A 26,081-nucleotide genomic window follows, 5' to 3' on the forward strand; every position below is an offset into this window, starting at 1 on the left:
TTCGACGGCAGTCAGGGCGGGCTCCACGGGCGCGCGCCGCGACAGCCGCGGCAGCGCCTGTTCTATCCGCCGCGACGTGATCGGGATGTGGCCGCGGCCGTCAGCGCAGCGACACCTCGACGCGCGCCGGCAGCTCTGCGAGGCGCAGTTCGCCGCCCTGCCAGGCAGCCGGCACGCCGTTGATGGTCGTCGCACCGGGTGCGGACCCGCGATAGGGCCAGGGCAGGACAAGTCCGCCCGCCGGCGGCACCAGGCCCTCCCTGACCTCCAGCACAAGCGCGCCGCCATCGCCTCGCAGCGAATAGCGCAGCGTGCCCTGCGGCATGCGCAAGCCATCGACGGCGACGCCATGCGCCAGCCAGTCCTCGGGAACACCGGCGGCCAGCACGATGCTGTCATCGACCTCGCGCACGTAGGCGAACATGTCCAGCGCGGAGCGGACGAAGTCCGACGCCACCCACGCATGCGGCAGGTCGCCGAGGAAGAACGGCGTGCGTGGCGTGGGCGTGACCACCTCGGCCCACTGGTTCCAGGCCGGGGGCGCGCGGTCGGCGAGGAACCACTGCGCCGCTTCCTGCGCGCGCCCGCGCCAGCCGAGGCGCACGAAGGCGCCGACGTTGCGCCATTCGTACGGCGTGTACGCGGTCCACGCGCGCGTGCCGTCGCGGCGCTCGCTGAACTCGCGCCAGTAGCGCTCGAAGGTGTTGTGCAGCAGGTCGGCGGGCAGGCGCCCCTGCTCGCCGCCCGGCGCAAGCGCGATGGTGGTCGAGGTGGCATCGAAGTCACCGAGCTCGGCGGCACCCGGCAGGTAGTCGACGCCGTGAAGCCGGGCTGCGGCGCGCAGCGAGGCGTCCAGGTCGCCGCGGAACTGGTCGCGTGCGGCGGCCATGCGTGCCGCGTCGTCCACGTGTCCGAGCGCCTCCGCCACCACCACCGCGTCCTTGTAACCGCGCAGCGCCCAGAAGTTGTCCCAGTACGAGTGCATCGGCTTCGCCGAATAGCCTTCGTGGCTGATCGACGCCGGCATCATTCCGTAGAAGGCCGGGTTGCGCGCGCGGTTGGCCTCGGTGCGCTCGCTCGCGCGCAGGCGTTCCATGTAGTCGAACGCGCCACGCACGTGCGGCCACATGCGCTCCAGGAACGCGCGGTCGCCGCTGTAGCGCCAGTACTCGGCGATGGTGAAGACCAGCTCGCCGTGACTGTCGTTCTCGGGCACCGGGTCGCTGCCGCGGTCGTCGACGCAGCACGGCACCATGCCGTCGTCGAACTGGTGCGGCGCGTACCACTCGAGGTATTCGCGTACCGCGTCATCGCGGCCCAGCCGCAGCAGCCCTTCGGCGATCATCGCGCCGTCGCGGATCCAGCTGCGCGCATAGGCGCGCGTGCCGGGCTGCAGGCGCGGCCCGACGCGGCTGACCAGCATGTGCGCCAGCGCGGTGCGCAGGGTGTCGGCCAGCACCTGGCCCTGCGGCGGCAGGTCCAGGCGCACCTGGTCGAGCTTGCCGCGCCAGTCGCCGGCGACCTCGCGCTGCAGCGCGTCGGCATCCCACCAGCGCCGCGCCGGTCCGCTGCCGCCGGTCAGCGGCACCATCACCTCGATGCTGCGCACTTCGCCCGGCGCCAGGCGCATGCGGTAGACCAGCGCCGCCGACGCCAGCCCGGTGGAATCACGCTCCACGCGCGTCGTGGCGGGCAAGTTGCCGCTCGCGAGATGGGCGACGGCCATGCCGGCGTCGAACGAGGTCGCGAACGCGGCAGTCGGCACCTGCTTGGCGAACACGCGCGGCACGCCGGCGACGCTGATGGTGCCGCCGTCCACGGCGATCGAATCGATCGGGCTCACACCGCCCAGGGTGTTGAGGAACTGCGCCGGCGGATTGACCTGCAGCGGACGCGCGGCCAACGCCAGAGTGAATTCGCGGGCGCGGGCGCCGCTGTTGGCAAGCCGGTAGCGCGCCACCAGCTGCGACGCGGCAGGCGTCCCTTGCGCGAATGCGGTGATGCGCAGCGCCATGTCGCCGTGCCGCCAGTCGACGCTCGGCACCGGCAGGTAGCCGTCCTGCAGCGACTGCCGCGGCGCCGCGTCCGCCCAGCTCACCAGCTTGCCGTCCACGGTCACGAACGGCTCGAGACTGAACCCACCCTTGCCCACTTCGATCGCGCCGTCTTCGCCGATCAGGCCCTGCTGCAGACCGCCATCGGTCCCCAGCATCGTCCAGTACGGCTGCTCGCCGCTGAAGCCGCGTGGAAACCAGCCGCGCGGCGCGTCGGCGGCCACCGCTTTCACGAAGTCGTTGGCGTGGGCCGAGAAGGCCAAGGGCTGCAGCCGTGCCGCGGCCAGCGCGAAGCTGTCGCCTGGCCCCGCGCGGAGGTCGAGCGCCAGATAGCGGGCTTCCGCCTCCGACAGCGCGATCCAGTCACGCCCACCGTTGCCGCCCGTCACGCTGCGCACGTCGCGGCAGGCCAGGCCGTCGTCGGACAGCTGGACGTCGTAGCGCGAGGCGTGCGCACCGGGCAGCCAGTCGAGCACCAGCCCGCCGAACTCGCGGACGCTGCCGAGATCCAGCACCAGCCGCTGCCCCGCCGGCGCGACGTTGGCGGCACGCCATGCCGTCTCGCTATTCCCGTCGACCGCGGCCGCGGCATCGCCCGCGGTGGCCGATGCACTGACAGACAGCGGGCTGGCATCGACCGGCGCCAGTTCGCTGAAGGTGAGCGCGTCGAAGCACACCGAGCCGCGTCCGCCGACGTTGTTGTACACGGTGAACTCGAGCCGGCTGCTGGCGCGCAGCACCGGGTCGGGATCCGGCCCCCAGGCGCGTACCACGTGGCGTGTCTTGTGGCGCACCGCGGTCCAGCGCTTCGGAAGCGCGTATTTCGGCTGGTTCACCCACCACACGTTGTCGCCGCTGGCGTCCACCAGCTTGAACTGCAGGTCGTTGGCCGGCGCGTTGCCGCGCAGCTGCAGGTCGAAGCGGTAGTTGCCGGGATAGGTGATGGCCAGGTTGCGCTGGATGCCGGCATAGCCGGAAACGCCGTTGAAGTCGTAGTCCAGGCACAGCGCCGCGCCGTCGGCGCCGTCGACCTGGCGGATCGCGCCGCTTACCTGGTTGGAGGTGACCACGCGCCATGCGGCGGGATCGGAAAAATCGTCCAGCACACGCGTGGACAGCACCTCCTGCGCCACCGCCGGCAGCGCGGCCATGCCGGCCATGGCCAGCACCGCACCCGACAGCCACCTGTTCAGTCCCACGATCACCCCTTCACACTGCCCAGCAGCAGGCCCTGGATGTAGTAACGCTGCAGCGCCAGGAACAGCAGCAGCACCGGCAGCACCGTCACCACCGCGCCGGCCATCATCATCTCCACGTCCATGATGTGCTCGCGCGACAGCGACGCCAGCGCCACCGGCAGCGTGTAGTTGGCCTGGTCGGTGAGCACGATCAGCGGCCACATGAAGTCGTTCCAGGAGCCCATGAAGGTGAAGATGGCCAACGTCACCAGCACCGGCTTGAGCATCGGCAGCACCACCTGGAAGAAGATCCGCATCTCGCCGGCGCCGTCGATGCGCGCGGCTTCAAGCAGCTCGTCCGGGATCGACCGCGCGTACTGCCTGACCAGGAAAATGCCGAACACCGAGGCCAGCGCCGGCACGATCACCCCACCGAAGCTGTTGACCAGGCCCAGCTCCTTCATCAGCAGGAACAGCGGCAGCATCGCCACCTGCGCCGGCACCACCAGCGCCGCCAGCAGCACCTGGAACATGCGCTCGCGGCCGCGGAAGCGCAGCTTGGCGAAGGCATAGCCGGCCATGGTGTTGACCAGCAGCGAACCCAGGGTGATCGCCAGCGACACCAGCAGGCTGTTGGCGAAGTTGCGCGCCATGCCGGTGCGCGCGAACAGCGCGTGGTAGTTCGCCAGCGTCGCCTGCGATGGCACGAGCGGCGGCGGGAACCCGCTGGCCTCGCCGGCCGGCATGAACGACACCGACGCCATCCACGCCAGCGGCGCCAGGCTGAGCAGCGCCATCACGGCGAGCGCGCCATTCACCAGCAGCACTGCGCTGCGCGCTTCGCCCACGCCGCGGCTCATACCAGCCCCCGTCTGCGCCCGATGCGCAACATCAAGGTCGTCACGGCCAGGATCACCAGGAACAGCATGAACGCCACCGCCGACGCGCGCCCGAGGTTCCACCACTTGAAGCCTTCCTCGAACATGAAATACAGCACGCTGACCGTCGACTGCAGCGGGTCGCCGCGGGTCATCACGTAAGGCTCGGCGAACAGCTGGAAGTAGCCGGACACGGTGATCACCCCGACCACCAGCAGCACCGGGCCCAGCATCGGCAACGTGATGTGCAGGAACTGGCGCCAGCGCGAGGCGCCGTCGATGCGTGCGGCCTCGTACAGGTCCACCGGGATCGCCTGCAGGCCGGCGATGAAGATCACCATGTTGTAGCCGAAGTTCTTCCACACGGCGAACCCGATGATGGTCGGCATGGCCCAGGCCGGATCGCCCAGCCAGTCGACCGGTCCGATGCCGACATGGCCGAGCGCCCAGTTCACCAGACCGTAGCTGGAATGGAACAGGTAGCGCCAGATCACCGCCACCGCTACCAGCGTGGTCACCACCGGCGCGAACAGCGCGGTGCGGAAGAACGCCTTGGCGCGCGCCAGTCCGGAGTTCAGCAGCAGCGCCGCGCCCAGCGAGACCGCCACCGACAGCGGCACGCCCACCACCACGAAATAGCTGGTGTTCCACAGTGCCTTCCAGAACAGCGGCGTCTGCAGCAGGTCGATGTAGTTGCCGAACGCCACGAAACGCAGGTTGCCCGGCTCGGCCAGCGTGTACAGATCGAAGTCGGTGAGGCTGAGCAGCAGCGCCGACAGCACCGGCAGCGCGAAGAACACGCCGAGCACCAGCAGCGCCGGCGCCGCGAACAGCCACCCGGCAAGCGCCGCGCGGTTCATGGCGCGGCCTCCGCCTTGCGCGCGCGCACCCAGCGCCGCTTGGCGAGGATGTCGTCGACCTTGGCGTCGAGCCGGCGCATGGCCTCCGGCTGCGATTCTCGCCCGCGCACCACGCGCTCCGTGGCCAGCCGCAGCTCCTGCGCGATGCGCTCCCATTCCAGCACCTGCGGCGTGGGCTCGACCCGCTCCAGCTGGTCGCGGAACGCCCGCGCGAGTTCGTCGTTGGCCAGCGCCGGATCCTCCCAGGTACTCCGCCGCGGCGGCAGGTTGCCGATCATCGCGTGGAAGCGCTTCTGCACGTCGGGGCGGGAAAGATACTCGACCAGTTTCCACGCCGCCTCCTTGCGCGGCGATTCGCGGAACAGCACCAGGCTGGTGCCACCCGCGATGCCCGCGCCCGGACCGTCCGGACCCGGCAGGGCCATGGTGCCCCACTCGCCTGCGAGTTCCGGCGGCTCGCGGCGTCGGAACTCACGGATGTTCCAAGGGCCGGACAGGTAGAACGCGAAGCTGCCCTTGAAGAATTCGTCCCAGACATTGGAGATCTGGGTTTCCGACACCGCCGGCGCCCAGCCCTGCGCGAACATGTCGACGTAGAACGCCAGCGCGCGGCCGATGCCGGGCGAGCTGAAATTGCCGCGCCCGTTGTCGTCGCGCAGCATCGGCGCGTCCTGCTGCAGGGCCAGCGACACCTGCGGTTCGAACTCGTTGAGCGGCATCAGGATCGCGTGCCGCCCCGGCCCGACCTCGCGCTGCACGGCGGCCATGGCCGCGCGCCATTCTTCCCACGTCACCGGCAGCCGGTCGACGCCGGCCGCGCGCAGGATGTCCTTGCGGTAGTACAGCAGGCGCGTGTCCACGTACCAGGGCACGCCGAGCAGCGTGCCGTCGATGACGTTGGTGCCCCAGATGCCGGGGAAATAATCGTCCTCGCGCACCACCGCCGAGGCGTCCACGCGGTCCTGCAGCGGCTCCAGCACGCCGAGCGCGGCAAACTCCGGCATCCAAGTATTGCCGAGCTGGCAGATGTCCGGAAGCCCGTCGCCGGCGAATGCGGTGAGCAGCTTCTCGTGCGCCGCCGACCACGGGATGTGCTGCACCTCCACGCGGATACCGGGGTGCTCACGCTCGAAGTCGGCGATCAGCTCGGTGACCACCTCGGCCTCGCGGCCCATCGCCCAGAAGCGCAGCACGTCGTCGTCGCGGCGCGCGCAGCCCGCGGCGAGCACGGCCGCCAGCAACACCGCGACCCTTGCGGCTGGCAGAACACGGAAACACCTGAGCCATACGGTCATTGCGGATCAGGGCGTCGCCGGCTCGAGCTCGGCTTCGTCTTCTTCATCTTCCGGCGCGCCGGCGCGTTCTGCTTCGGTCGTGCCCTTGCCGCCGGCTTGCGCCGGGGCGCCGCTTTGCGCCTGCGCCTCGCCCAGCCAGCCGCCGGTGAAGCCCGCGCGCTCCAGCCCGCGGCGGATATGCGCATTGCGCTTCATGACCTCCCAGACGAAGCCGTTGCGGTAATTGGCGATCATCAGCAGGATCGGCCCCTGGTCGATGCCGATGTAGTCGCTCGCCACCCAGCCCTTGCCGGGCACGATGCGCCCGGTCTTGAGCGGCACGTCGTAGTTGAAGCTGGGATTGAACGAGTCGAGGAACCCGTAGCTGGAATACAGGTACTCGCCATGCTTCGCGTGCAACGCCTCGGTGGCCGGGATCACCAGTTCGGGCGCGAACGGCAGCGAGCCGATCGCCGCCGTGGGCGCGATGGTGCCGTCATCGAAGGCCACCGCGATGCCGGCGCCGCGCGCGGAGTAGTGGCGGAACTCGCGCGGCGTGCCGTCATAGACCTGTTCGGTGCGCTGCGGGCCGTCGCTGGCGGTCAGGCCCCAGATGTCGGCGCCGTATCCCGCCCATCCCATCGGGTTCTCGATGGCGTACGAGCGCTGCGCATAGGTCGCGCGACGCGAATTCTCGAAATAGTCGATGCCACGCCCGCGCATGTAGGCGTCGCGGATGCCGCGGAAATCGACCCAGACGTGGCTGTACTGGTGGCCGAACTGCGGCGCGAAGCTCAGGTATTCCTGGCCCTGGTAGACGCCCCAGCTGTCGTCGTAGGTCGACGCCCACTGCGTCCAGGCCTCCGGCTCCACCGGGTGCGTGGGCGACGCCAGCGCCAGGATATAGACCAGCATGGCCTCGTCGTAACCGGTCCAGTCGTGTTCGATGAAACCGCGCTCCGGGTACCAGCCCATCGAGATCAATGGCGGACGCTGCTGCAGCCAGGGCCATTCGACACGCAGGTACAGCGCTTCGGCGAGCTCGCGGATCTCGCGTTCGCGCGCGTCGTCGCCATCGTAATAGCTCTGCGCGAACAGCACGCCCATCATCATCAGCCCGGTGTCGACGCTCGAGAGCTCCACCCACGGCTCGTACCGATGCCCGCTCTGCATGTCGAGGAAATGGTAGAAGAATCCCTTGTGGCCGATGGTTCCGCGCGCACCCGGCCCCTGCCGCGCGTCACGCAGGAACCGCAGAGTGAGCAGTGTGCGGTCCACGGCCTGCTGGCGGCTGATCCAGCCGTTTTCGATGCCTACCGGATAGGCCGTCAGCGCGAAACCGATTGCTGCGACGCTGGCGAACGGCCGCGACGGGAAGCGGTCCGGCGTCATGCCGTTGGCTTCGTTGGTGGTGTCCCAGAAGAACTGGAACGTGCGCTTCTCGATGTCGCCGAACAGCGGCGTCAGCTCCGGCGGGCCCACCGCGCGTGGATCCGCCGGCGCAACCACCACGACTTCTTCGATCGGGCCCGGGCGCGGCGGCTCCACCTCCTGCTGCTCGCGGCCACACGCGACGAGCAGCAGTCCGCAAGCCGCCAGGCAAAGCGCCCGGAACGACGATGGCCATTGCGTCCGCATCAATCCGGGGATCTCCTTCGCACCGCGCAGACGGGGTTACGGCCGCTGGCGCCGCTCACCAGTTGAACCCCATCGACAGCTTGAAGGTGCGCGTCGGCAGCAGCTGGCTGGTGGGGCGCCCGAGATTCGGGTTGGGCTCGCCCGGCGCCCCGAACCAGTCATCGCGACCGTCGTAGTTGACCCAGTTGAAGGCGTTCAGCAGGTCGCCGCGCACGAAGAAGCTGAAGCTGTCCCCCGCCTTCCACGTACGCGACGCGGCCAGGTCGAACTGCTTGAAGCCCAGCGTGCCATCAGGCGTGTAGTAATCGATGATGCAATCGTTCCAGCCGGCGAGGCAGTTGGTGCCCTGGCGCGGGCTTGGGGTTGCGAGGGTGAGCTTGGCTGAAAGCGTGATGCCCCCCGGTGCGTCGTAGATGCCGGTGGCCACCATGCGGTGCTCCGGTACGCCGGTGGTGGCCAGCCAGCCGAAGCCCGACAGGTCCGGATAGTCGAACGCGCCACCCGAGGTGGTATTGGCGTTCTGCTCGGCATCGGTGAACGTGTAGGCAACGGTGACGCCCCAGCCGGAAGCGGCCGTGTAGGGCTTGTCGATCTTCAGCGCCAGGCTGTTGGCGCGGGTTTCCAGACCGTTGGTGCCGATGATGAGGCGGCCGTAGCCGGGAACGCCGAAGGCCGCGTCGTCCCACGGCGGCCCCCACGTCGTGCCGGGCGCAAAGAAATCACCACCCGGCCGCCGGTTGCCCAGGTGGAACACCAGTCCGTCGTTGCTCTTGATGTGCGACAGCGTGACCTCCGTGATCCATGCGCCATACAGGTTGCGCATGCCCAGGCTGAACTGGTCCGAATACGGCGTCTTGATGTCGTTGTTCAGGACGTAGCGCTCGGCGCCGAGGTTCGGATTGGCGCCGACCAGCGCCTGCAGCACCGCAGGGTCGAAGAAACTTTCATCCCACGGCAGGCAGGTCGGCGTCGCCTGGTCGCAGGCATGGCCCGGCGTATCGAAGCGGTAGGTATACGGCGGGAAGCTGTGCTTGGTGGACTCCAGCGCCAGCTGCGTGAACAGGTTGCGATCGTACGAGCGCCCGGCGCCGCCGAACAGCACGTGGCGCTCATCGCCGCTCATGTCGTATGAAAAGCCCAGCCGCGGCTGCCAGGCATCCTTGAAGTCGTCGCGCTCGGATCCCGTGCTGATGTAGTCATCGATGTCGATGCCGGAACCCGCCGCGTTGATGTTGTCCCAGGCGCGCAGTGCGTCCACGAAGTCGCCGGGCGTCGCGTAGTCGGTATAGGCGGGATTGGTCTCGTAGTCCCAGCGCAGGCCGAGGTTGAGCGTCAGGCGGTCGTTGACCTCCCAGTCGTCCTGCAGGTAGATCCCGAACTGCTTGCCCGAGGTGGTCAGGCTGCCCGTGCCCACCCCGCCCAGCGGCGCACCGAAGCGCACCTGGTAGGGCACCGCGAGGTCCTGGTCGAGGTCGTAGTAGTACTGGGCGTTGTACGGGTTCTGCTCGAGGGCGGTGATGTCCACGTCCTTGTACTTCACGCCCATCTTGACGGTATGGCTTCCGGCCCATTCGAACGCGCTGAACGTCAGGTCGTCCTGCAGCGAATAGCCCTTCTGGCCCTTGTCCTGGTAGTCGGGCCCGCCGCCCGCCTCCAGGATCACCTCGCCCGGATCATCGAGCGTGAGCACGTAGCCCGGCGCGATGGTGGCGGCGCGCGGCCGCCAGGACGCGTCTTCGTAGGTGATGTGGAAGTCGTTGAGGAAGCCCTCGCCACTGAACTGGTAGCGCAGGTCGACGCGCGTGTCGTCGTTGTCCTTGCGGCTGCCGTACATCAGCGTGCGGGTGCCGTCGAAGTTGCTGAACTCCGTCTCTTCGCGGAACTTGCCGGTCAGTTCGACCAGGTGCGCGTCTCCCGGGGTCCAGGTCAGCTTGCCGAAATACATGTCCTGCTTGAACGGTGCGCTGAAGGTGCCGATGAGCGGCTGCAGCTCCGCGGGCAGGTCACCGGGCCTGCTGTTGAACCCCTGTCCCGGAACCACCGTTCGCGGCGAAATGTATTCCTTTGCCTCGTAGGCGAGGAAGAACTGCAGGCGGTCGCGGATGATCGGGCCCTCGAACGTCGCGCCGTACTGCTCCTCCTTGAACTCGGCCTTGTCGCCGCTCACTTCTTCGCCCTCAGTGGCGGAGCGCCAGTCCGTCGAGGTCCGGTCCCAGAAGAAGCTGCCGCCGAACTCGTTGCTGCCGGAGCGCGTCACCGCGGTGATCGCCGCGCTGCTCAGCTGGTCGTATTCGGCCTTGTAGTTGGACGAGATCACCTTGTACTCGCCGATCGCCGACTGCGGGAACGGGTTGCCGCGCGTCGAGTCCTGCCCGCTCACGCCGCCGGGCAGCACGTAGTTCTTCTGTCCCACGCCGTCGATGAACACGTTGATCGCGCTGGCGTCCTGGGCTCCCGAGCGCAGGCGCGTGGAACCATCGCCTCCTTGCGTGAACTGCATGCCCGGGACGATGTCGGCGAAGGCGAGGAAGTTGCGCGTGCCCTGCGGCAACGCCTGGATCTGTTTCTGGGTGACATAGGTGGCGACCTCGGAGGTCCGGGTTTCCACCAGCATCGGTGCGGTGACGGTCATCGTGTCCAGGTTGGTCGCATCACCCGCCGGTGCGGTTTCCGCCATGCCGCCCACGCCCATGTCCAGCGTGACGGTCTGGCCCACCAGCACCGTCACATCACGGCTGCTGGTCTGGCCGTTGGCGGTCACGTCGACGCGATAGGCCCCCGGCGGCAGGCCGGCCACGCTGTAGCGGCCAGCGCTGGCGCGCACCGTGCGGCGCAGCCCCGTGGCAAGGTTGGTGGCGGTGACCTCGGCGTCCGCGGCGGGTGCGGAATCGAGCATGACCTGGCCGCGGATCGTCGCCGCGGTGGACTGCGCGAACGCCGCGGGGGCGCCAAGCAGCAGTGCAGTGGCAAGCGCGGCCGCCAGCAACGAACGCTGGGACATGCTGGAACTGGTGCGGAATCGCGTCATCTGTCTCCCCTCCCAGGGCGGTCGTTCCGGTTTTGGCTGCCGCGCGGGGCGTGGCAGGAATGCTTCGTGTGGAGTGGGCGTCACCGGTCAGGTCCGGGGGCGTGCGCCGGCATCGGCACGCACGCTGCTCCCGCGGACCACGAGCTGCGGCATGATCGGCCGCACATCGTCCTCCACGCCGGCATCTCCAGCATCGCCCCCCGACCGTGCCTGCAACAGTACGCGCAGTGCGCACGCCCCAAGCTCGGCGATATCTACCCGCATGGTGGTGAGTGCGGGGTGCACGTGGCGGGCCAGCGGGATGTCGTCGAATCCCGCCAGCGCGATCTCGCCCGGCACCTCCACGCCGGCATCGACGAAGGCGCGCAGGCATCCGATGGCCATGGCGTCGTTGGCCGCGAACACGGCATCCGGTCGCGGGTCTTGCGCGAGCAGGCTGGCCGCCGCGCGCGCGCCGGAGGCTTCGTCGAAGTCGCCCTCCACCACCATCGGGATGGCATCGGGAAGGCTGGCCGCGAGCTGGTCGCGGTAGCCGCGCAGGCGCTCACGCGCGTCGTGGTTTTCCACCGGTCCTGCAATGAACGCGATGCGCCGACGACCCGCGTCCACAAGGTGGCTGACCATGGCGCGCGCGCCGCCATTGTTGTCGACGCCCACCCACGGCCGTACGCCCTCGGGATCGCGGGTATTGATCAGCACGGCGGGCAGCGTCGGCGCCAGGTAGTCGGCGAGGAACCGGGTGCCGCCGTCGGTTGGCGCCATCACCAGCACGCCATCCACCCGGCCGCGCATGGCCAGCAGGGCCGCACCCTGCCCGCCCGCGTCGCCATGGTCGCTGGACAGCAGCAGGTGCAGGCCATGGGCTCGTGCCGCCTGGCCGATGCCACGGATCAGTTCGGAGAAGAATTCGCCGTGCAGGTCCGGCAGCACCACGCCGATGGTGTGGCTGCGCCGGCTGCTGAGCGCGCGCGCCGCGTGATGCGGGCTGTAGCGGAGGTCATTCGCGACCTGCAGCACGCGCGCGCGCACCGGGGCGGTGACGTTGGGCTGCCCGTTGAGCGCCCGCGACACCGTGGCGACCGATACCCCCGCCTCGCGGGCGACATCCTTGATGGTGACGGCCATCGGATCCAGTGCTGCTGGGATTACAGGCGAATGTAAGCGTTTACAGGAACGCCGGCAAAGACTCTCGATGCTGCGACGCAACAGCCAACGGCACGATCACGGCGCCCGTGCGGCGCCGCGCGGACTCAAGGCAGGACTTTGCGGAACGGCCTGACCTCGACGCTGACGTAGACGCCGGCCGCGACGTAGGGATCGGCATCCGCCCAGGCGCGCGCATCGTCCAGCGATGCGAAACGCGCGACCACGATGCTGCCGCTGAACCCTGCCGGGCCCGGATCCTCGGCGTCGATCGCCGGGCACGGACCTGCCAGCAGCAGCCGGCCTTCGTCACGCAGCTGCTCGAGGCGCACCAGGTGGTCGGCGCGCGCGGCGTTGCGCTTGGCGAGGACATCGGGCCCGTCGCGCCCTTCGATGGCGTACCACATGGTCCAGGCTCCGGGGCTGTAGAGGGATGCGTGCATGCTAGCGCGGCGCTCCGCCCGGCAAGCGGTTCATCGGTGCGCTGGACAAGCCACCGCGGCTACCCGTACCCTAAAGCCCAGTTCCGAGGCCGGAACACAGCGGAGGCGTCAAGCGCGCCCGTCCTGTCCCCTCCCGGCCCGCCGATGACGACCCGGCCACCGCCGCCGACGCCCCAGCGTTGTAGCGCGCAGCTGCCATGAGTCCGGAAGCAAGGCCGCGGCTTCCGCCGCAAAGACTTTTTACCCGAGGCACCAGGCAGCGCACCGCGTGCGCTTCCCTCTTGTTCCAGTGGCCCGGAGGGGCTGCAACACCGATGACCCGAGCCGCCACCAACGCAGCCGACGTGCCAGACGCCGACGTTCCCGCCCCGCGGGCCGGCGACGGGCGTCCGCAGCAGCAGGAGATGCCGCTGGCGGTGGTGCACGGCCAGGCGGTGCTGCAGATCCCGCAGGACCTGTACATCCCGCCGGACGCGCTCGAGGTCATCCTGGAGGCGTTCGAAGGACCGCTCGACCTGCTGCTGTACCTGATCCGCCGCCAGAACCTCGACATCCTCGACATCCCCGTGGCGGAGATCACCCGCCAGTACGTGACCTACATCGGAGTGATGCAGGACCTGCGTTTCGAACTGGCCGCCGAATACCTGGTGATGGCCGCGATCCTGGCCGAGATCAAGTCGCGGATGCTGCTGCCGCGGCCGCCGAGCGAGGAAGGTCTGGAGGACGATCCGCGCGCGGACCTGGTCCGCCGCCTGCAGGAGTACGAGCGCTTCAAGCAGGCCGCCGAGGACATCGACACCCTGCCCCGCATCGACCGCGACACCACCGTGGCCAGCGCGCACGTACCCGAGCGCGCCTCGGTACGCCTGCCGCCGCCCGTTGACCTGCGCGAGATGCTGGTGGCGCTGCACGACGTGCTCAAGCGTGCCGAGTTGTTCACCGGGCACGCCATCCGGCGCGACGCGCTCAGCGTCCGCCAGCGCATGGGCGAGCTGCTGACCCGTCTCGAGGACGGCGCCTTCCACCGCTTCGAACAGCTGTTCGAAGCGCGCGAAGGGCGGCTGGGCATCATCGTCACGTTCCTGTCGATCCTCGAGCTGGCCAAGGAACGCCTGCTCGAGATCGTGCAGGAGGCGCCCCTGGCGCCGATCTACGTCAAGTCGCTGGCCATCGGCCGCGACGAGGACGCGCCGCTGGAGTTCGCCAGCGAATTCGACGACGACATCGGCGATACCACCACCGACGACGCGGCGCACTGACGCGCCTCGTCCGCCACGGGACCTCCATGGATCAAGACCTGACCAAACGCATCGTCGAAGCCGCGCTGCTGGCAAGCAGCCAGCCGCTGACGGTCGCCCAGCTCGACGCGCTGTTCCCGCTCGACGAGCCGGCGCCCGATGACGCCGTCGCCCAGGCGCTCGAGGCGCTGCAGGCCGAATGCGCGCAGCGCGGCGTGGAACTGGTCGAAGTGGCCTCCGGCTGGCGCTACCAGGTGAAGGCCGACGTGCACGCCTGGGTCGCGCGGCTGTGGACCGAGCGCCAGACGAAGTACACGCGCGCCACGCTGGAGACCCTGGCGCTGATCGCCTACCGGCAGCCGATCACCCGCGGCGAGATCGAGCAGGTGCGCGGCGTGGCCACCAGCAGCAACATCATCAAGGCGCTCGAAGAACGCGAATGGATCCGCGTCGTCGGCCACCGCGACGTGCCGGGCCGCCCCGAGCTGCTGGGGACCACCAAGGGCTTCCTCGATTATTTCGGGCTCAAGCGCCTGGACGAACTGCCGCCGCTGTCCGAACTCAAGGACTTCGGCGAGCTGGAACCGCAGCTGGTGTTCGACCGCGTTCCGGCCGACGGCGCGATGCCCGTCGGCGGTGTCGCGATCGACGGGCTCGACGAGCTCGATGACATCGGCGACGACGACAGCGAAATGGACGACACCGATGGCACCGCGGACACGGCGCCAGACCACACAACCCCGGACGCCGCGGACACCGCCGCGCCGGATCTCGATACAACCCAGCCGCAGGACGCGGCATACACAGATGCCCTCGCCGTAGAAGGCGACAGCACCGGAGCAGAGAATGACTGAAGACAAGAAGGGCGGCCGCAAGCTGTCGCTCAAGCGCGGCACCGACGCCAACGGCGTCCCCGAGGCCGCCACCCCGCGCATGGAAGAACGCCTGCACAAGGTGCTCGCGCAGGCCGGGCTGGGTTCGCGGCGCGCGCTCGAGCAGCGCATCGCCGACGGCCTGGTGAAGGTGAACGGCGAAGTCGCGCAGACCGGCATGAGCATCCGCGGCGGCGACCGCGTCGAGCTCGACGGCCGCAGCTTCGTGGCCAGCGCGCTGACCGAACCCGCGCGCGTGCTGATCTACAACAAGCCCGAAGGCGAGGTCACCACGCGCGAGGATCCCGAAGGCCGCCCGACCATCTTCGACTCGCTGCCGACGCTCAAGGGCGCGCGCTGGATCGCCATCGGCCGCCTCGACATCAACACCACCGGCCTGCTGCTGCTGACCACCGACGGCGAGATCGCCAACGCGATGATGCATCCGTCGTTCGAGGTCGCGCGCGAGTACGTGTGCCGCGTGCGCGCACCCGAAGGCGAGGAGAGCGTGGACGAGAAGATCATCGACCGCCTGCGTCGCGGTGTCGCGCTCGAGGACGGTCCGGCGAAGTTCGACGAGATCAAGCGCATCGGCGGCACCGATTCCAACGAATGGTTCCAGGTGCTGCTGAAGGAAGGCCGCAACCGCGAGGTCCGCCGGCTGTGGGAGTCGCAGGGCTGCCAGGTCAGCCGCCTCAAGCGCATCCGCTACGGCGCGGTGGAGCTGCCGCAGCCGCTGCTGCGCGGGCAGTCGCAGGAGCTGGCGGCCGACAAGGTCGAGGCCCTGCGCCGCGAACTCAAGCTCGATGACGGCGCCCCCGCGGCGCTCACCCTGCTGCCGGTGATCGGCCAGCGCAGGGCGTCCAAGTCCACCGTGCACGTCGGCGACCGCCCGCGTTCCGCCGGCTACGTCGGCGGCCACAGCACCGCCGACGAAGGCCGCGAACTGCGTCGCTTCGACAACGTCCGCGAGGATCGCGGCCGTCGCGGCCAGCACCGCCCCTCCGGCGGCCTGACCGTCACCGGCGAGGCTGCGGCGCGCCAGTCGCACAATCCGCTCAAGCAGCGCCGCGACCAGCGCGCGCTGCCCGAAGGCAACCCCGCCGCGTTCCGCAGCTGGTACGTGCCCGACGGCGTCGAGACCGGCCCGAGCGGCCACCGCAACGCTGGACCGGGCGCGCCGAAGCCGTATGGCGCGCGCAAGGCCGGGCCGGGTGGCGGCCAGGGCCGCCCCGGCGGCGGTCAGGGGCGTCCCGGCGGTGCCGGCGGCGGCCCGGGTGGCGGCAAGCCCCAGCGTGCGGCGCGCCCGTACGGCCATCCCGGCAATGCGCCCTCGTTCCCCTCCGATCACGCCGGCGGGTATGCGGCGCAGGAACGTCCACGCGGCGCACGCCCGGCGGGCGCGCGTCCGGGTGGTGGGCGCCCGGGCGCCAGTGCCGGCCCCGGCCGTCCCGGCGGTCGTCCCGGTGGCAACCCCGGCGCAGGCAAGCCCGGCGGCAATCGCCCCGGTGGCAGTCGCCCGGCGGGTGGCAACCGCGGCCCGCGCGGTCCCGGTGGCGGCGGCGGCGGCGGCGGACGTCGCGGCGCCTGACTTCGAAATGCGTTGCACGGCTCCCCGCATGCGCGGGGGCCGTGCCTAGGCGGTGCCGAGCTGGCGGATCGCGCTGATGGCGTCCAGCCACAGGTAGTGGCTCTGCGTTGGATCGTGCGCGTCGTCGATGCGGACCACCGCGTTCAGCCCTTCGTGCCCGTCCGTGTCCATGAACACCTGCACGATCGGCCGCATGGCGACGGTGCCCTGCACCAGGCTGCCGTCGCGCATGGTCACTGCCACGATCGCCTCGTCGGGCAGCAGGGTGCTGCGCGCCTCGATCGCACGGATGTCCTCGTTACGGGTGAGTACCCTCGGGGCGACCTGGCCCATGGCCGGCTCCTGGCGCGGTGATGACGCCATCGTGCCCCGGCGATCGTCAACGGCGCGCGATCAGATCCCGTCGAGGCTGAAGGCGTCGCCGTCGAGCAGCGCAGGGAACCGCGCGCGATGGGCTGCGAGCTCGTCGGCCAGCAAGGTCGTGGTGACCACCACCTCCTCGTCGGTGCATTCGCTCAGCGCCGTGCCCATGAAGTCGATCACCGCGCTGTCGCCGTCATATGCCAGCCCGTTGCCGTCGCGGCCGACGCGGTTCAGGCCGGCCACGTAGCACAGGTTCTCGATGGCGCGCGCGCGGAGCAGCGTTTTCCACGCGTGGGCGCGCGCCGCCGGCCAGTTGGCGATGTAGAACTGCAGGTCGAAATCCGGGCGCCCGTCCACGTCCTGGCGGTTGCGCGCGAACACCGGGAAACGCAGGTCGTAGCAGACCAGCGGATTGATCCGCCAGCCTTTCAGTTCGACAACCAGCCGCGCGTGGCCCGCGGCGTAGCGCTTGTGCTCGCCGGCATAGCGGAACAGGTGGCGCTTGTCGTAATGCAGCACGTCGCCACGCGGGTCGACCCAGAGCAGGCGGTTGAACACCTGGTCGCCTTCGCGCAGCTGCACGCTGCCGGTCACGACCGCGCCGATCGCCTTGGCGTGCTGGCGCATCCACGCGACAGTCGGCCCGTCCATGCCTTCGGCCTGGTCGATGGCATCGTTGCTGAAGCCGCTGGTGAAGGTTTCCGGCAGCAGCACCAGGTCGGTGGTGCCGCGCAGCGGCGCGATCAGCTCACCGTAGTAGTCGCGGTTGCCGGCGGGGTCGTGCCAGAGCGTGTCGCCCTGCACCAGGGAGATGCGCAGATTGTCCATGCCACGATCTTAATCGGTCGCGGCACGGTTGCGCATCGCCCGCGGTCAGAGCAGCCGCAGCCGCTCGATCGCGGCGTCCAGCGTGGCCTCGTTCTTGGCGAAACACAGCCGTGCCAGGCGCTGGCCGGCCGGCGGCGTCTCGTAGAACGGCGACAGCGGAATGGCCGCGACGCCATGCTCCACGGTCAGCCAGCGGCAGAACGCGGCATCGTCGAGGTCGCTGACGCCGGAATAGTCGACCAGCTGGAAGTAGCCGCCCGGCACCGGCAGCGGCAGCAGCCGCGTTTCAAGCAACCGGGCGCGGAAGGCGTCGCGCTTGGCTTCGTAGAACGCGCCAAGGCCGAGATGGTGCTCCGGCTCCTCGCGCAGCATCTCCGCGAAGGCGTGCTGCGCCGGCGCGAACGTGCAGAACACGTTGTACTGGTGGACCTTGCGGAACTCGACGGACAACCCGGGCGGCGCGATGCAGTAGCCGACCTTCCAGCCGGTGCAGTGGTAGGTCTTGCCGAAGCTCGAGACCACGAACGTACGCTCGCGCAGCGCCGGATGGCGCAGCGCCGATTCATGGCGCGCGCCATCGAAGACGATGTGCTCGTAGACCTCGTCGGACAGCAGCCAGATGCCGGTCCCGGCGACGATCGCGGCCACCTCGTCCATGTCGGCCTCCGACAGCATCGCGCCCGAGGGGTTGTGCGGCGAATTGATGATCAGCATGCGCGTGCGCGGGCCGATGGCGTCGCGCACGCGCTGCCAGTCGGGCGCGAACGTCGCCGGGTCGAGCGGCACGTGCACCGTGCGCGCCCCGGCCAGGTCGATCGCCGGCTCGTAGCAGTCGTAGGCCGGATCCAGCACCACCACCTCGTCGCCGGCGCGGACCACGGCGTGGATGGCGTTGAAGATCGCTTCGGTGGCACCGCTGGTGACCGTGACCTCGGTGTCCGGATCCGGGCGATGCCCGTACAGCGCGGCGGTCTTGTCGGCGATCGCCTCGCGCAGCGCCGGGATGCCGGTCATCGGCGCGTACTGGTTGTGGCCCGCACGCATCGCGCGGTCCAGTGCATCGACCAGTCGCATGGGCACGTCGAAATCCGGGAACCCCTGGCCCAGGTTGACCGCGCCGTGCTCGGCCGCGAGCTGCGACATCACGCTGAAGATGGTGGTGCCGACCTTGGGCAGTTTGGTGCCGGGCATCGCAATTCCTCCATCCCGGCACCGCGCCGGGAAACGATGGAGTTTACGGAAGCGGCGGCAACAGGTTAAATCTCCGGCATGCACGCCCCGCCGCCCATGGATGCCCAAGCACTGGCGCGGCTGGCACATGCCTACCTCGATGCCGAGTACCGCTGGGGGCTGGACGGCGACTGGCACGACGTGCGCATCGGCCTGCCGATGCCGGCGCTCGATCTGGCCTACCCGGCGGCCGCGAGCTTCGGACTCCTGTCGGCCTGGGATCCGGACTCCGTGCCGCGCGAGGAAGCCGTCAACCGCGAACAGGATGCCGTCCTGCAGGACACGCTGCTGGCCGGCGGCACGCCGCACCTGCCCGCCTTCGCGTCCGCGGTCAACCGCAGCTGGCGTGAGCCGGGGTGGCTGGTGATGGACATGGCCGTCAACGAGTTCGATGCGCTCGCACGGCGTTTCGAGCAGCTCGGCACGCTGTGGTGGCCGCGCGGCGGCGTGGTGCGCCTGCGCATGTACGCGGCCCGGCCGGTGGGCTTCGAGCGCGATGAAGCGGTCGACTGGCTAGAATGACGGCCACCTGGTCGCCGTCGCGGCCGCGGCCGCACGATGCCCGAGACCCCTGACCCGCCACCAACGCCGCTGCTGTCCGCGCGCGGCCTGCGCTTCGCCCGCAACGAGCTGCCGGTGTTCGGGCCGGTCGATTTCGACGTGGCCGCAGGCGAGGCGCTGCTGGTGCAGGGCGACAACGGCGCCGGCAAGACCACCCTGCTGCGCGTACTGGCAGGCCTGCTGCACGCCGATGGCGGCGAGCTCCGGCTGCAGGGACAGCCAGCGGCCCCTGCCCTGCGCGCGCGCCTGGTGGCTTACCTCGGCCACCAGGCGGCGCAAAAGGCGGACCTGGGCGCGCTCGAGAACCTGGAGTTCCTGTGCGGCCTGCACGGCAAGCGCCCCGGCATGTCGCTCGAAGATGCGATGGCCACCGTGGGCCTTGCCGGCTACGAGGACGCGCTGGCCCGCCAGCTGTCGGCCGGCCAGCGCAAACGCCTGTCGCTGGCGCGCCTGTGGCTGTCGCCGGCGCCGCTGTGGCTGCTCGACGAGCCCTACGCGAATCTCGACCTGGACGGCATCGAACTGGTCAACCGCATGGTCCAGGCGCACCTGCGCGAGGGCGGCGCGGCGCTGGTCACCACCCACGGCGCCTACGCGGCACCGCCGGTGCGCACGCGCCTGCTGACGCTGGAGCGGCCGTCGTGATGTGGCCGGCCGCCCGCGCGCTGGTCGTGCGCGACCTGCGCCTGCTGTGGCGGCGGCGCGGCGATGCCCTGCAGCCGGCGCTGTTCGCGCTGCTGGTGCTGGTGCTGTTCGCGCTCGCCTTGGGCAACGAGCCGGTGATGCTGGCGCGGGTGGCGCCGGGCGCGCTGTGGGTGGCGGTGCTGCTGTCAGGGTTGCTGGCGCTGGACACACTGTTCCGCGGCGATGCCGACGATGGTTCGCTGGAGCAATGGCTGCTCGCGCCCGTACCGCTGGCCTGGCTGGTGCTCGTGCGGGTGGTCACGCACTGGCTGACGACCTCGCTGCCGCTGCTGGTGGTGATGCCGCTGCTGGCTGAACTGATGGGCTTGCCGCGCGCGCACCTGCCGGTACTGATGGTCTCGATGGCGCTGGGCACGCCGCTGCTGGCGCTGCTCGGCGCAGTGGTGGCCGCGCTTACCGTCGGCATGCGCCGCTCCGGGATCCTGGTCGCGCTGCTCGCGCTGCCGCTGTACGTGCCGGTGCTGGTGTTCGGTGCCGGCGCGGTCACCGCGGCCGCGCAGGGCTTCGATCCGGTCGGCGGGCTGCTGCTGCTGGCCGCGGGCCTGGTGGCGGCGCTGGTGCTGGCGCCGCTGGCCGCGGCGGCGGCAATCCGCATCGCGCTGGGCTGAACCGTCCCGGCCATCGTGCTTGGCCCGACGCGTGAAACCTGAAAAAATGGCCGGCCAGCGGGACATGTCCGACAATACGGCACGCTCCCTGCCCTGTGGGGCCCTGCCCCCTCCGCCTGGCGAGAACCTGATGTCGCAGATGCACCCGGTGATCCGCTGGTTCCACCAGCTCGGGTCGCCCCCCTACTTCGACCGCTTCGCAGCGCGCTGGGCGCCGTGGGGGTATGGCGTGGGCCTGCTGGTGATGGCGGTCGGCGCGTATGGCGCGTTGTTCCAGGTACCCGCCGACTATCAGCAGGGCGACAGCTTCCGCATCCTCTACATCCACGTGCCGGCGGCCTGGATGAGCCTGGCGGTGTTCGGGCTGATGGCGCTGTACGCCGCGATCGCGCTGGTCTGGCGGATCAAGCTTTGCGAGATCCTGGCGATGGCCTGCGCGCCGGTCGGCGCCGCGTTCACGCTGGTGACCCTGCTGACCGGCTCGATCTGGGGCAAGCCGATGTGGGGCACCTGGTGGGACTGGGACCCGCGCCTGACGACGGAACTCGTGCTGCTATTCCTGTACCTCGGCGTGATCGGGCTGTACCACGCCATCGACGACCGCCGCGCCGCGGCGCGCGCCGCCGGCCTGCTCGCCGTGGTCGGCGTGGTGATGCTGCCGGTGATCCGCTACTCGGTGGTGTGGTGGAACTCGCTGCACCAGGGCCAGACCATCCGCCTGTTCGGCGAATCGTCGATGGACGCAAGCATGCTGCCGCCGCTGGTCTGGATGCTGGTCGGCACCAAGCTGTGGTTCGCCGGCTCGTTGCTGGCGCGCGCGCGCGCCGACAACCTGCAGCGCGAAGCCGGCAAGGACTGGGTGCGCAAGCAGCTGGAGGCGCGGACATGAGCTACCGCGAATACGTGATCGCCGCGTACGCCGTGTTCGTGGCCATGCTGGCCTGGGATTTCGTCATACCGCGGCTGCGCATCGCGCGGCAGCTGCGCATCGTGCGGCGGCAGTCCGCGCGGCAGGCGCCACGACGCACCGACACCACTGGAGAATTGAAGCGATGAATCCCACCCGACGCCGGCGCCTGTGGTTCGTGGTCGCGCTGGTCGTGGCCGCAAGCCTGGTCGCCGTGCTGGTCGCCGCGGCACTGCAGCGCAACGTGGCCTACCTGTACACGCCAGCGGAAATCCTCGACGGACGCGCCGGCACCGAAGTCGCCTCGGGCGCAACCCGTTTCCGGCTCGGGGGCATGGTGGCGGGCGATTCGTTCCGCCGCGAGGCGGGTTCGATGGAGGCGCACTTCCGCGTCACCGACGGCGACGCGGAGATGCCGGTGGTGTTCGCCGGCATCCTCCCGGACCTGTTCCGTGAGAAGCAGGCGGTGGTGGCGACCGGCCGCATGCGCGACGACGGCACCTTCGTCGCCGAGCAGGTGCTGGCCAAGCACGACGAGACCTACGTGCCCAAGGAGGTCGCCGACAAGATGGGCCTGGCGCACCAGAAGCACGACGTCGCCCTGCCCGCCGCGCCGGCACCGGGCGAACGCTAGGTGTTGCCGGAGCTCGGCCAGGCCGCGCTGGTCCTCGCGCTGCTGTTCGCACTGCTGCAGGGCGTGTTGCCGCTGGCCGGCGCCAGTCGCGGGCATGCGGCCTGGATGGCGGTGGCGCGCCCCGCCGCGATCGCCCAGCTCGTCCTGATGGCCGCGGCATACGCGGCGCTGACCGCGGCGTTCGTCGGCCAGGACTTCTCGGTCCGCTACGTGGCCGACAACTCCAACTCGCTGTTGCCGATGGTCTACCGCTACACCGCGGTGTGGGGCTCACACGAGGGCTCGCTGCTGCTCTGGTCGCTGATGCTTGCCGCCTGGAACGCTGCTGTGGCGCTGACCTCGGGGCGCATGCCGCTGCATTTCAGCGCACGCGCGCTCGGGGTGATCGGCCTGGTCGCGGTGGGTTTCCTGTCGTTCCTGCTGTTCACATCCAACCCGTTCGAACGCCTGCTTCCGGCGGCCCTGGAAGGCCACGACCTCAACCCGCTGCTGCAAGACCCGGGGATGATCATCCATCCACCGATGCTCTACATCGGCTACATCGGCTTCGTGGTGCCGTTCGCGTTCTCCATCGCCGCGCTGCTCGAGGGCGATCTCGACAAGCGCTGGCTGCGCTGGACGCGGCCGTGGACCAACGTCGCCTGGGGCTTCCTGACGCTCGGCATCGCGCTGGGCAGCTGGTGGGCCTACTACGAGCTTGGCTGGGGCGGCTGGTGGTTCTGGGACCCGGTGGAGAACGCGAGCTTCATGCCGTGGCTTGTGGGCGCGGCGCTGCTGCATTCGCAGGCGGTCAGCGAGAAGCGCGGCAGCTTCAACAGCTGGACGATCCTGCTGGCGATCGCCGCGTTCTCGCTGTCTCTGCTGGGCGCGTTCCTGGTGCGTTCGGGCGTGCTGACCAGCGTGCATTCGTTTGCGGCCGACCCGTCGCGGGGGTTGTTCATCCTGGTCTTCCTGGGCGTCGTGATCGGCGCCGCGCTGCTGGTGTACGTGCTGCGCGCGCCGAAGATGCAGGACGGCAAGCCGTTCGCCGCGAGCTCGCGCGAGACCCTGCTGCTGGTCAACAACCTGCTGCTGGCCTCGGCCTGCGCGATGGTGCTGCTCGGCACGCTGTACCCGCTGATCGCCGACGCGCTCGACCTCGGCAAGATCTCGGTCGGCCCGCCCTACTTCGGCACGCTGTTCCTGGTGCTCATGGCGCCGCTGGTGCTGCTGATTCCGTTCGGACCACTCACCCGTTGGCAGCAGGAGCAGCCGTCGCGGCCGCTGGCGATGCTGGCGCCGTGGTTCGCGCTGGCGTTGGCGCTCGCTGTCATCGCCTGGTTCACGGCGCCGCAGGGCGCGGCGAAGACCGCGGCCGGCGTGGGCGGTGCCGCGTGGGTCGCGTTCGGCACGCTGCGCTTCGTGTGGACGCGCTTCCGTGCACAGGGCGGCCGCCTCACCGCCGAGATGCTGGGCATGACCCTGGCGCACGTGGGGGTGGCGGTATTCGTGATGGGCGCGCTGCTGGTGGAGGCGCAGAACGTGCTGCGCGAACTGCCGATGATGCCCGGGCAAACACATGAGATCGGCCGCTACGCGTTCCGCTTCGACGGCGTGGAGCGCGTGCCGGGTCCCAACTACATGGCCGAGCGTGGCACGGTGCAGGTATTCCGCGACGACAAGCCGCTGACGCTGCTGCATCCGGAAAAGCGTGCGTACGCGAGCGGTGGCCAGGTGATGACCGATGCCGGCATCCACGCCGGCGTGCGCGCCGACGTTTTCGTGGCGCTTGGCGAGCCACTGGGCGGCGACGCCTGGGCGGTGCGCCTGCACGTCAAACCGTTCGTGCGCTGGATCTGGGCTGGCGCGCTGCTGATGGCGCTGGGCGGATTCGTGACCGCCACCGACCGGCGCTTCAAGCTGCCGCCAAGGGAGGCGCAATGAACACGCCCGCACCCGCAAGCCGCGGTCGCCGCCTCCTTGCCCTCGCCATCGCTGCCGGTTTCATCGTCCTGGTCGCGCTGCTCTATTACGGCGTCCGCCAGTCCGACCGCGCCGACCGCGAGTCATTGCCGTCACCGCTGATCGGGCGGGCGGCACCGGAGTTCTCGCTGCCGGTCCTGCACGATGCCAGCTACCGCGTCGGCAGCGCCGACCTGCGCGGCCAGCCCTACCTGCTCAACATCTGGGGAAGCTGGTGCCCGGCCTGCCGCGACGAGCATCCGGTGCTGGCGAAGTACGCCGAGACCAAGCGCATCCGCGTCGTCGGCTACAACTGGAAGGACGAGCCGGCGGATGCGCTGCGCTGGCTGGAACAGTTCGGCAACCCCTACTGGGTGGTGATCGCCGACTACGAAGGCCGCACGGCAATCCAGTGGGGCATCTATGGCGCGCCGGAGACGTTCCTGGTCGACGCCGAGGGCATCATCCGCTGGAAGCACGTCGGCCCGCTGACCGACGAGATCGTCGACGAGGTGCTGGCCCCGATGGTGGACGCCATGGCGAAGGAAGGATGATGGCGCGCACCGCACTGCTCGCGTTGCTTGCGTGCCTGCTGCTCGCGCTGCTGCCGCCGGCCCCAGCCATGGCGCAGGTGGTGCAGGACGTGGCGCCGCTGGAGTTCCGCGACCGCGAAGAGGAGCGCCGCTTCCACGCGCTGGTGTCCGAGCTGCGCTGCGTGATGTGCCAGAACCAGTCGCTGGCCGATTCCGACGCGGCGATCGCCCACGACCTGCGCCGCGAGGTCTTCGACCTGATGCGCGAGGGCCGCAGCGATGCGGAGATCAAGACGTTCCTCGTCGAACGCTACGGCGAGTTCGTGCTGTATCGCCCGCAGCTTGGCGGCGGTACCTGGCTGCTGTGGTTCGGCCCGGGCATCGTCCTGCTGCTGGGCGCAGCCGCGCTGGTCCACGTGGTGCGCAAGCGCGCCGGCGCGAACCGTCTCGCACCCGATGACGACAGGCAGGAGTGGTGATGGCCATCGCGTTCATGCTCACGCTGCTGCTGGTCGCGCTGGTCGCGACGGGCTTCGTGGCTCTGCCGCTGCGCAGGGCCTCGCCCCGCGCGTACGCAGGCGTGGTGGCCGTGGTGCCGGTGCTCGCGCTGGCGCTGTACCAGATCCTCGGCAACCCGGCGGCGCTCGAAGCCCCGGCGCGCAGCGTGGCAGCGGCACCTGCCGGCGCCACGGAAGCGGTCGATCCGGCTGCGTTCCAGGCGGCGGTTGCCGAGCTTCGCGAAGCGCTCGAGCGCGATCCCGACCAGCCCGAAGGCTGGCAGCTGCTGGCGCGCTCGCTCAAGGCGCAGGGCGATGCGGAGGGCGCCAACGCCGCCTACGCAAAGGCGCTGGACCTCGTCCCCGATGATCCGGCCCTGCTGGTGGAGGCCGCACAGGCGCGCGCCGAAGCGCACCCCCGCAAGCTGTTCGACGATGCCGCGTTCGCCCTGCTGCAGCGCGCGGTCGCCCACCAGCCGCGCGACCAGCGCGCGCGCTGGTTCATCGGCATCGCCCAGCGCCAGCGCGGCCTGGACGCCGAAGCCGCCGCCACCTGGGAGGCACTGCTGCCCGACGTCGACGCCGCCACCGCGTTGAGCCTGCGCGCTCAGATCGACATCGCGCGCAAGGCCGCCGGTGCTGCACCGGGCGATACCGCCAGCGCTGGCGGTGCTGCGCCGAGCGCAGGTGCGCCGTCGACGGCGGGAGCGGCGTCGCCCGGCCTGCGCGTCAAGGTCAGCCTCGATCCCGACTTCGCCGCGCGCGTCCGCCTGCGCGGCGACGCCACGGTGTTCGTCATGGCGCGCGCGCCGGATGGCCCGCCGATGCCGGTGGCTGCCGAGCGTCACGCCATCCAGGACCTGCCGCTCGACATCGTGCTCGACGACGCCGACAGCCCCATGCCCACCAGCAAGCTGTCGCAGCTGCGCGAGGTGGTGGTGACCGCGCGCCTGTCCGCCAGTGGCACCGCGGACCGCAGCGCCGACGACATCGAATCGGCGCAGGTACGGGTCACGCTGCCGACGGACGACACCGTCGAGCTCGTGATCGGTGCCGCGAAGAAGTGAAGTGCTGCCG

The 26,081-nt window shown here is 70.1% G+C and carries 23 protein-coding genes and 1 pseudogene; 13 read left to right on the top strand and 11 right to left on the bottom strand.

The window, feature by feature from the left end; all coding sequences use genetic code 11:
- Nucleotides 1-100: 100 nt before the first annotated feature.
- The 8 genes from JGR64_RS07545 to JGR64_RS07580 form a co-directional block, all read right to left on the bottom strand.
- Entirely contained in the window at nucleotides 101-3,205 is a 3,105-nt protein-coding gene (locus JGR64_RS07545) for a discoidin domain-containing protein (RefSeq protein WP_199373230.1), read from the bottom strand.
- Nucleotides 3,206-3,255: 50 nt separating this feature from the next.
- Nucleotides 3,256-4,092: a carbohydrate ABC transporter permease gene (locus tag JGR64_RS07550; RefSeq protein WP_199372765.1), complete on the bottom strand. Its 837-nt coding sequence runs from the start codon at nucleotides 4,090-4,092 to the stop codon at nucleotides 3,256-3,258.
- Nucleotides 4,089-4,970 (bottom strand): sugar ABC transporter permease, encoded by an 882-nt coding sequence (locus tag JGR64_RS07555; RefSeq protein WP_199372766.1) that lies wholly within the window; start codon nucleotides 4,968-4,970, stop codon nucleotides 4,089-4,091. The genes JGR64_RS07550 and JGR64_RS07555 overlap by 4 nt, the downstream gene beginning before the upstream one ends.
- Nucleotides 4,967-6,265, bottom strand: a complete 1,299-nt coding sequence (locus JGR64_RS07560; protein ID WP_199372767.1) for a sugar ABC transporter substrate-binding protein — start codon at nucleotides 6,263-6,265, stop codon at nucleotides 4,967-4,969. Before JGR64_RS07560 ends, JGR64_RS07555 begins: the two co-directional genes overlap by 4 nt.
- A 6-nt stretch (nucleotides 6,266-6,271) precedes the next feature.
- Nucleotides 6,272-7,882 (bottom strand): glucoamylase family protein, encoded by a 1,611-nt coding sequence (locus JGR64_RS07565; RefSeq protein WP_199372768.1) that lies wholly within the window; start codon nucleotides 7,880-7,882, stop codon nucleotides 6,272-6,274.
- Between the two features lie 55 nt (nucleotides 7,883-7,937).
- The gene (locus JGR64_RS07570; protein WP_234446930.1) at nucleotides 7,938-10,910 is read right to left on the bottom strand and encodes a TonB-dependent receptor; all 2,973 of its coding nucleotides are present in this window, start codon (nucleotides 10,908-10,910) and stop codon (nucleotides 7,938-7,940) included.
- Between the two features lie 87 nt (nucleotides 10,911-10,997).
- On the bottom strand, nucleotides 10,998-12,044 hold the full coding sequence (locus JGR64_RS07575; RefSeq protein ID WP_199373231.1) for a LacI family DNA-binding transcriptional regulator: 1,047 nt from the start codon (nucleotides 12,042-12,044) through the stop codon (nucleotides 10,998-11,000).
- A gap of 116 nt (nucleotides 12,045-12,160) precedes the next feature.
- Entirely contained in the window at nucleotides 12,161-12,460 is a 300-nt protein-coding gene (locus JGR64_RS07580; RefSeq protein ID WP_199373232.1) for a YciI family protein, read from the bottom strand.
- A 350-nt stretch (nucleotides 12,461-12,810) separates the two neighbouring features.
- Here JGR64_RS07580 and JGR64_RS07585 point away from each other — a divergent pair, with 350 nt between their 5' ends.
- The 3 genes and pseudogenes from JGR64_RS07585 (at nucleotide 12,811) to JGR64_RS07595 (ending at nucleotide 16,197) form a co-directional block, all read left to right on the top strand.
- The gene (locus JGR64_RS07585) at nucleotides 12,811-13,755 is read left to right on the top strand and encodes a ScpA family protein (protein ID WP_199372770.1); all 945 of its coding nucleotides are present in this window, start codon (nucleotides 12,811-12,813) and stop codon (nucleotides 13,753-13,755) included.
- Nucleotides 13,756-13,781: 26 nt separating this feature from the next.
- Nucleotides 13,782-14,363 (top strand): annotated as a pseudogene (gene scpB / locus JGR64_RS07590) (SMC-Scp complex subunit ScpB); the annotation flags it as partial.
- 217 nt (nucleotides 14,364-14,580) lie between these two features.
- A complete protein-coding gene (locus JGR64_RS07595) occupies nucleotides 14,581-16,197 on the top strand; it encodes a pseudouridine synthase (protein ID WP_199372772.1) in 1,617 nt (538 codons plus the stop codon).
- A 45-nt stretch (nucleotides 16,198-16,242) separates the two neighbouring features.
- On the opposite strand, the gene JGR64_RS07600 is transcribed toward JGR64_RS07595, so the two are convergent.
- The 3 genes from JGR64_RS07600 to JGR64_RS07610 are packed head-to-tail and all read right to left on the bottom strand — an operon-like array spanning nucleotide 16,243 to nucleotide 18,579.
- A complete protein-coding gene (locus JGR64_RS07600) occupies nucleotides 16,243-16,530 on the bottom strand; it encodes a DUF3247 family protein (RefSeq protein WP_199372773.1) in 288 nt (95 codons plus the stop codon).
- Between the two features lie 60 nt (nucleotides 16,531-16,590).
- Nucleotides 16,591-17,388 carry an amidohydrolase gene (locus JGR64_RS07605; protein ID WP_199372774.1) on the bottom strand — a complete coding sequence of 266 codons (798 nt, stop codon included), beginning with the start codon at nucleotides 17,386-17,388 and terminating at the stop codon, nucleotides 16,591-16,593.
- A 45-nt stretch (nucleotides 17,389-17,433) separates the two neighbouring features.
- Nucleotides 17,434-18,579: a pyridoxal phosphate-dependent aminotransferase gene (locus tag JGR64_RS07610; protein WP_199372775.1), complete on the bottom strand. Its 1,146-nt coding sequence runs from the start codon at nucleotides 18,577-18,579 to the stop codon at nucleotides 17,434-17,436.
- 96 nt (nucleotides 18,580-18,675) lie between these two features.
- Between JGR64_RS07610 and JGR64_RS07615 the strand changes: the two genes are divergently transcribed.
- The 10 genes from JGR64_RS07615 (at nucleotide 18,676) to JGR64_RS07660 (ending at nucleotide 26,071) form a co-directional block, all read left to right on the top strand.
- Nucleotides 18,676-19,140 (top strand): DUF3293 domain-containing protein, encoded by a 465-nt coding sequence (locus tag JGR64_RS07615; RefSeq protein ID WP_199372776.1) that lies wholly within the window; start codon nucleotides 18,676-18,678, stop codon nucleotides 19,138-19,140.
- Nucleotides 19,141-19,176: 36 nt separating this feature from the next.
- On the top strand, nucleotides 19,177-19,824 hold the full coding sequence (gene ccmA, locus JGR64_RS07620; RefSeq protein ID WP_199372777.1) for a heme ABC exporter ATP-binding protein CcmA: 648 nt from the start codon (nucleotides 19,177-19,179) through the stop codon (nucleotides 19,822-19,824).
- Entirely contained in the window at nucleotides 19,824-20,492 is a 669-nt protein-coding gene (gene ccmB / locus JGR64_RS07625; protein ID WP_199372778.1) for a heme exporter protein CcmB, read from the top strand. Before ccmA ends, ccmB begins: the two co-directional genes overlap by 1 nt.
- A 139-nt stretch (nucleotides 20,493-20,631) precedes the next feature.
- Nucleotides 20,632-21,381 (top strand): heme ABC transporter permease, encoded by a 750-nt coding sequence (locus tag JGR64_RS07630; RefSeq protein ID WP_199373233.1) that lies wholly within the window; start codon nucleotides 20,632-20,634, stop codon nucleotides 21,379-21,381.
- Nucleotides 21,378-21,548: a heme exporter protein CcmD gene (ccmD, locus tag JGR64_RS07635; protein WP_199372779.1), complete on the top strand. Its 171-nt coding sequence runs from the start codon at nucleotides 21,378-21,380 to the stop codon at nucleotides 21,546-21,548. Before JGR64_RS07630 ends, ccmD begins: the two co-directional genes overlap by 4 nt.
- On the top strand, nucleotides 21,545-22,033 hold the full coding sequence (ccmE, locus tag JGR64_RS07640) for a cytochrome c maturation protein CcmE (RefSeq protein WP_199372780.1): 489 nt from the start codon (nucleotides 21,545-21,547) through the stop codon (nucleotides 22,031-22,033). The genes ccmD and ccmE overlap by 4 nt, the downstream gene beginning before the upstream one ends.
- On the top strand, nucleotides 22,034-23,956 hold the full coding sequence (locus tag JGR64_RS07645; protein WP_199372781.1) for a heme lyase CcmF/NrfE family subunit: 1,923 nt from the start codon (nucleotides 22,034-22,036) through the stop codon (nucleotides 23,954-23,956).
- Nucleotides 23,953-24,528, top strand: coding sequence for a DsbE family thiol:disulfide interchange protein (locus JGR64_RS07650; RefSeq protein ID WP_199372782.1), 576 nt, complete (start codon nucleotides 23,953-23,955; stop codon nucleotides 24,526-24,528). Before JGR64_RS07645 ends, JGR64_RS07650 begins: the two co-directional genes overlap by 4 nt.
- Entirely contained in the window at nucleotides 24,528-24,986 is a 459-nt protein-coding gene (locus JGR64_RS07655) for a cytochrome c-type biogenesis protein (protein WP_199372783.1), read from the top strand. The genes JGR64_RS07650 and JGR64_RS07655 overlap by 1 nt, the downstream gene beginning before the upstream one ends.
- Nucleotides 24,986-26,071: a tetratricopeptide repeat protein gene (locus JGR64_RS07660; RefSeq protein ID WP_199372784.1), complete on the top strand. Its 1,086-nt coding sequence runs from the start codon at nucleotides 24,986-24,988 to the stop codon at nucleotides 26,069-26,071. The genes JGR64_RS07655 and JGR64_RS07660 overlap by 1 nt, the downstream gene beginning before the upstream one ends.
- Nucleotides 26,072-26,081 lie beyond the last annotated feature (10 nt).

Source organism: Luteimonas sp. MC1572 (assembly GCF_016615815.1).
Classification (GTDB): Bacteria; Pseudomonadota; Gammaproteobacteria; order Xanthomonadales; family Xanthomonadaceae; genus Luteimonas.

What these genes read in the sequence shown, in the direction of transcription:
- JGR64_RS07545 (WP_199373230.1), bottom strand. Translation starts at nt 3,205, where the DNA reads ATGGCCGCGCTGCCGGCGGTGGCGCAGGAGGTGCTGTCCACGCGTGTG.
- JGR64_RS07550 (WP_199372765.1), bottom strand. Translation starts at nt 4,092, where the DNA reads ATGAGCCGCGGCGTGGGCGAAGCGCGCAGCGCAGTGCTGCTGGTGAAT.
- JGR64_RS07555 (WP_199372766.1), bottom strand. Translation starts at nt 4,970, where the DNA reads ATGAACCGCGCGGCGCTTGCCGGGTGGCTGTTCGCGGCGCCGGCGCTG.
- JGR64_RS07560 (WP_199372767.1), bottom strand. Translation starts at nt 6,265, where the DNA reads ATGACCGTATGGCTCAGGTGTTTCCGTGTTCTGCCAGCCGCAAGGGTC.
- JGR64_RS07565 (WP_199372768.1), bottom strand. Translation starts at nt 7,882, where the DNA reads ATGCGGACGCAATGGCCATCGTCGTTCCGGGCGCTTTGCCTGGCGGCT.
- JGR64_RS07570 (WP_234446930.1), bottom strand. Translation starts at nt 10,910, where the DNA reads ATGACGCGATTCCGCACCAGTTCCAGCATGTCCCAGCGTTCGTTGCTG.
- JGR64_RS07580 (WP_199373232.1), bottom strand. Translation starts at nt 12,460, where the DNA reads ATGTGGTACGCCATCGAAGGGCGCGACGGGCCCGATGTCCTCGCCAAG.
- JGR64_RS07585 (WP_199372770.1), top strand. Translation starts at nt 12,811, where the DNA reads ATGACCCGAGCCGCCACCAACGCAGCCGACGTGCCAGACGCCGACGTT.
- JGR64_RS07595 (WP_199372772.1), top strand. Translation starts at nt 14,581, where the DNA reads ATGACTGAAGACAAGAAGGGCGGCCGCAAGCTGTCGCTCAAGCGCGGC.
- JGR64_RS07600 (WP_199372773.1), bottom strand. Translation starts at nt 16,530, where the DNA reads ATGGGCCAGGTCGCCCCGAGGGTACTCACCCGTAACGAGGACATCCGT.
- JGR64_RS07605 (WP_199372774.1), bottom strand. Translation starts at nt 17,388, where the DNA reads ATGGACAATCTGCGCATCTCCCTGGTGCAGGGCGACACGCTCTGGCAC.
- JGR64_RS07610 (WP_199372775.1), bottom strand. Translation starts at nt 18,579, where the DNA reads ATGCCCGGCACCAAACTGCCCAAGGTCGGCACCACCATCTTCAGCGTG.
- JGR64_RS07615 (WP_199372776.1), top strand. Translation starts at nt 18,676, where the DNA reads ATGGATGCCCAAGCACTGGCGCGGCTGGCACATGCCTACCTCGATGCC.
- ccmA (WP_199372777.1), top strand. Translation starts at nt 19,177, where the DNA reads ATGCCCGAGACCCCTGACCCGCCACCAACGCCGCTGCTGTCCGCGCGC.
- ccmB (WP_199372778.1), top strand. Translation starts at nt 19,824, where the DNA reads ATGTGGCCGGCCGCCCGCGCGCTGGTCGTGCGCGACCTGCGCCTGCTG.
- JGR64_RS07630 (WP_199373233.1), top strand. Translation starts at nt 20,632, where the DNA reads ATGCACCCGGTGATCCGCTGGTTCCACCAGCTCGGGTCGCCCCCCTAC.
- ccmD (WP_199372779.1), top strand. Translation starts at nt 21,378, where the DNA reads ATGAGCTACCGCGAATACGTGATCGCCGCGTACGCCGTGTTCGTGGCC.
- ccmE (WP_199372780.1), top strand. Translation starts at nt 21,545, where the DNA reads ATGAATCCCACCCGACGCCGGCGCCTGTGGTTCGTGGTCGCGCTGGTC.
- JGR64_RS07650 (WP_199372782.1), top strand. Translation starts at nt 23,953, where the DNA reads ATGAACACGCCCGCACCCGCAAGCCGCGGTCGCCGCCTCCTTGCCCTC.
- JGR64_RS07655 (WP_199372783.1), top strand. Translation starts at nt 24,528, where the DNA reads ATGGCGCGCACCGCACTGCTCGCGTTGCTTGCGTGCCTGCTGCTCGCG.
- JGR64_RS07660 (WP_199372784.1), top strand. Translation starts at nt 24,986, where the DNA reads ATGGCCATCGCGTTCATGCTCACGCTGCTGCTGGTCGCGCTGGTCGCG.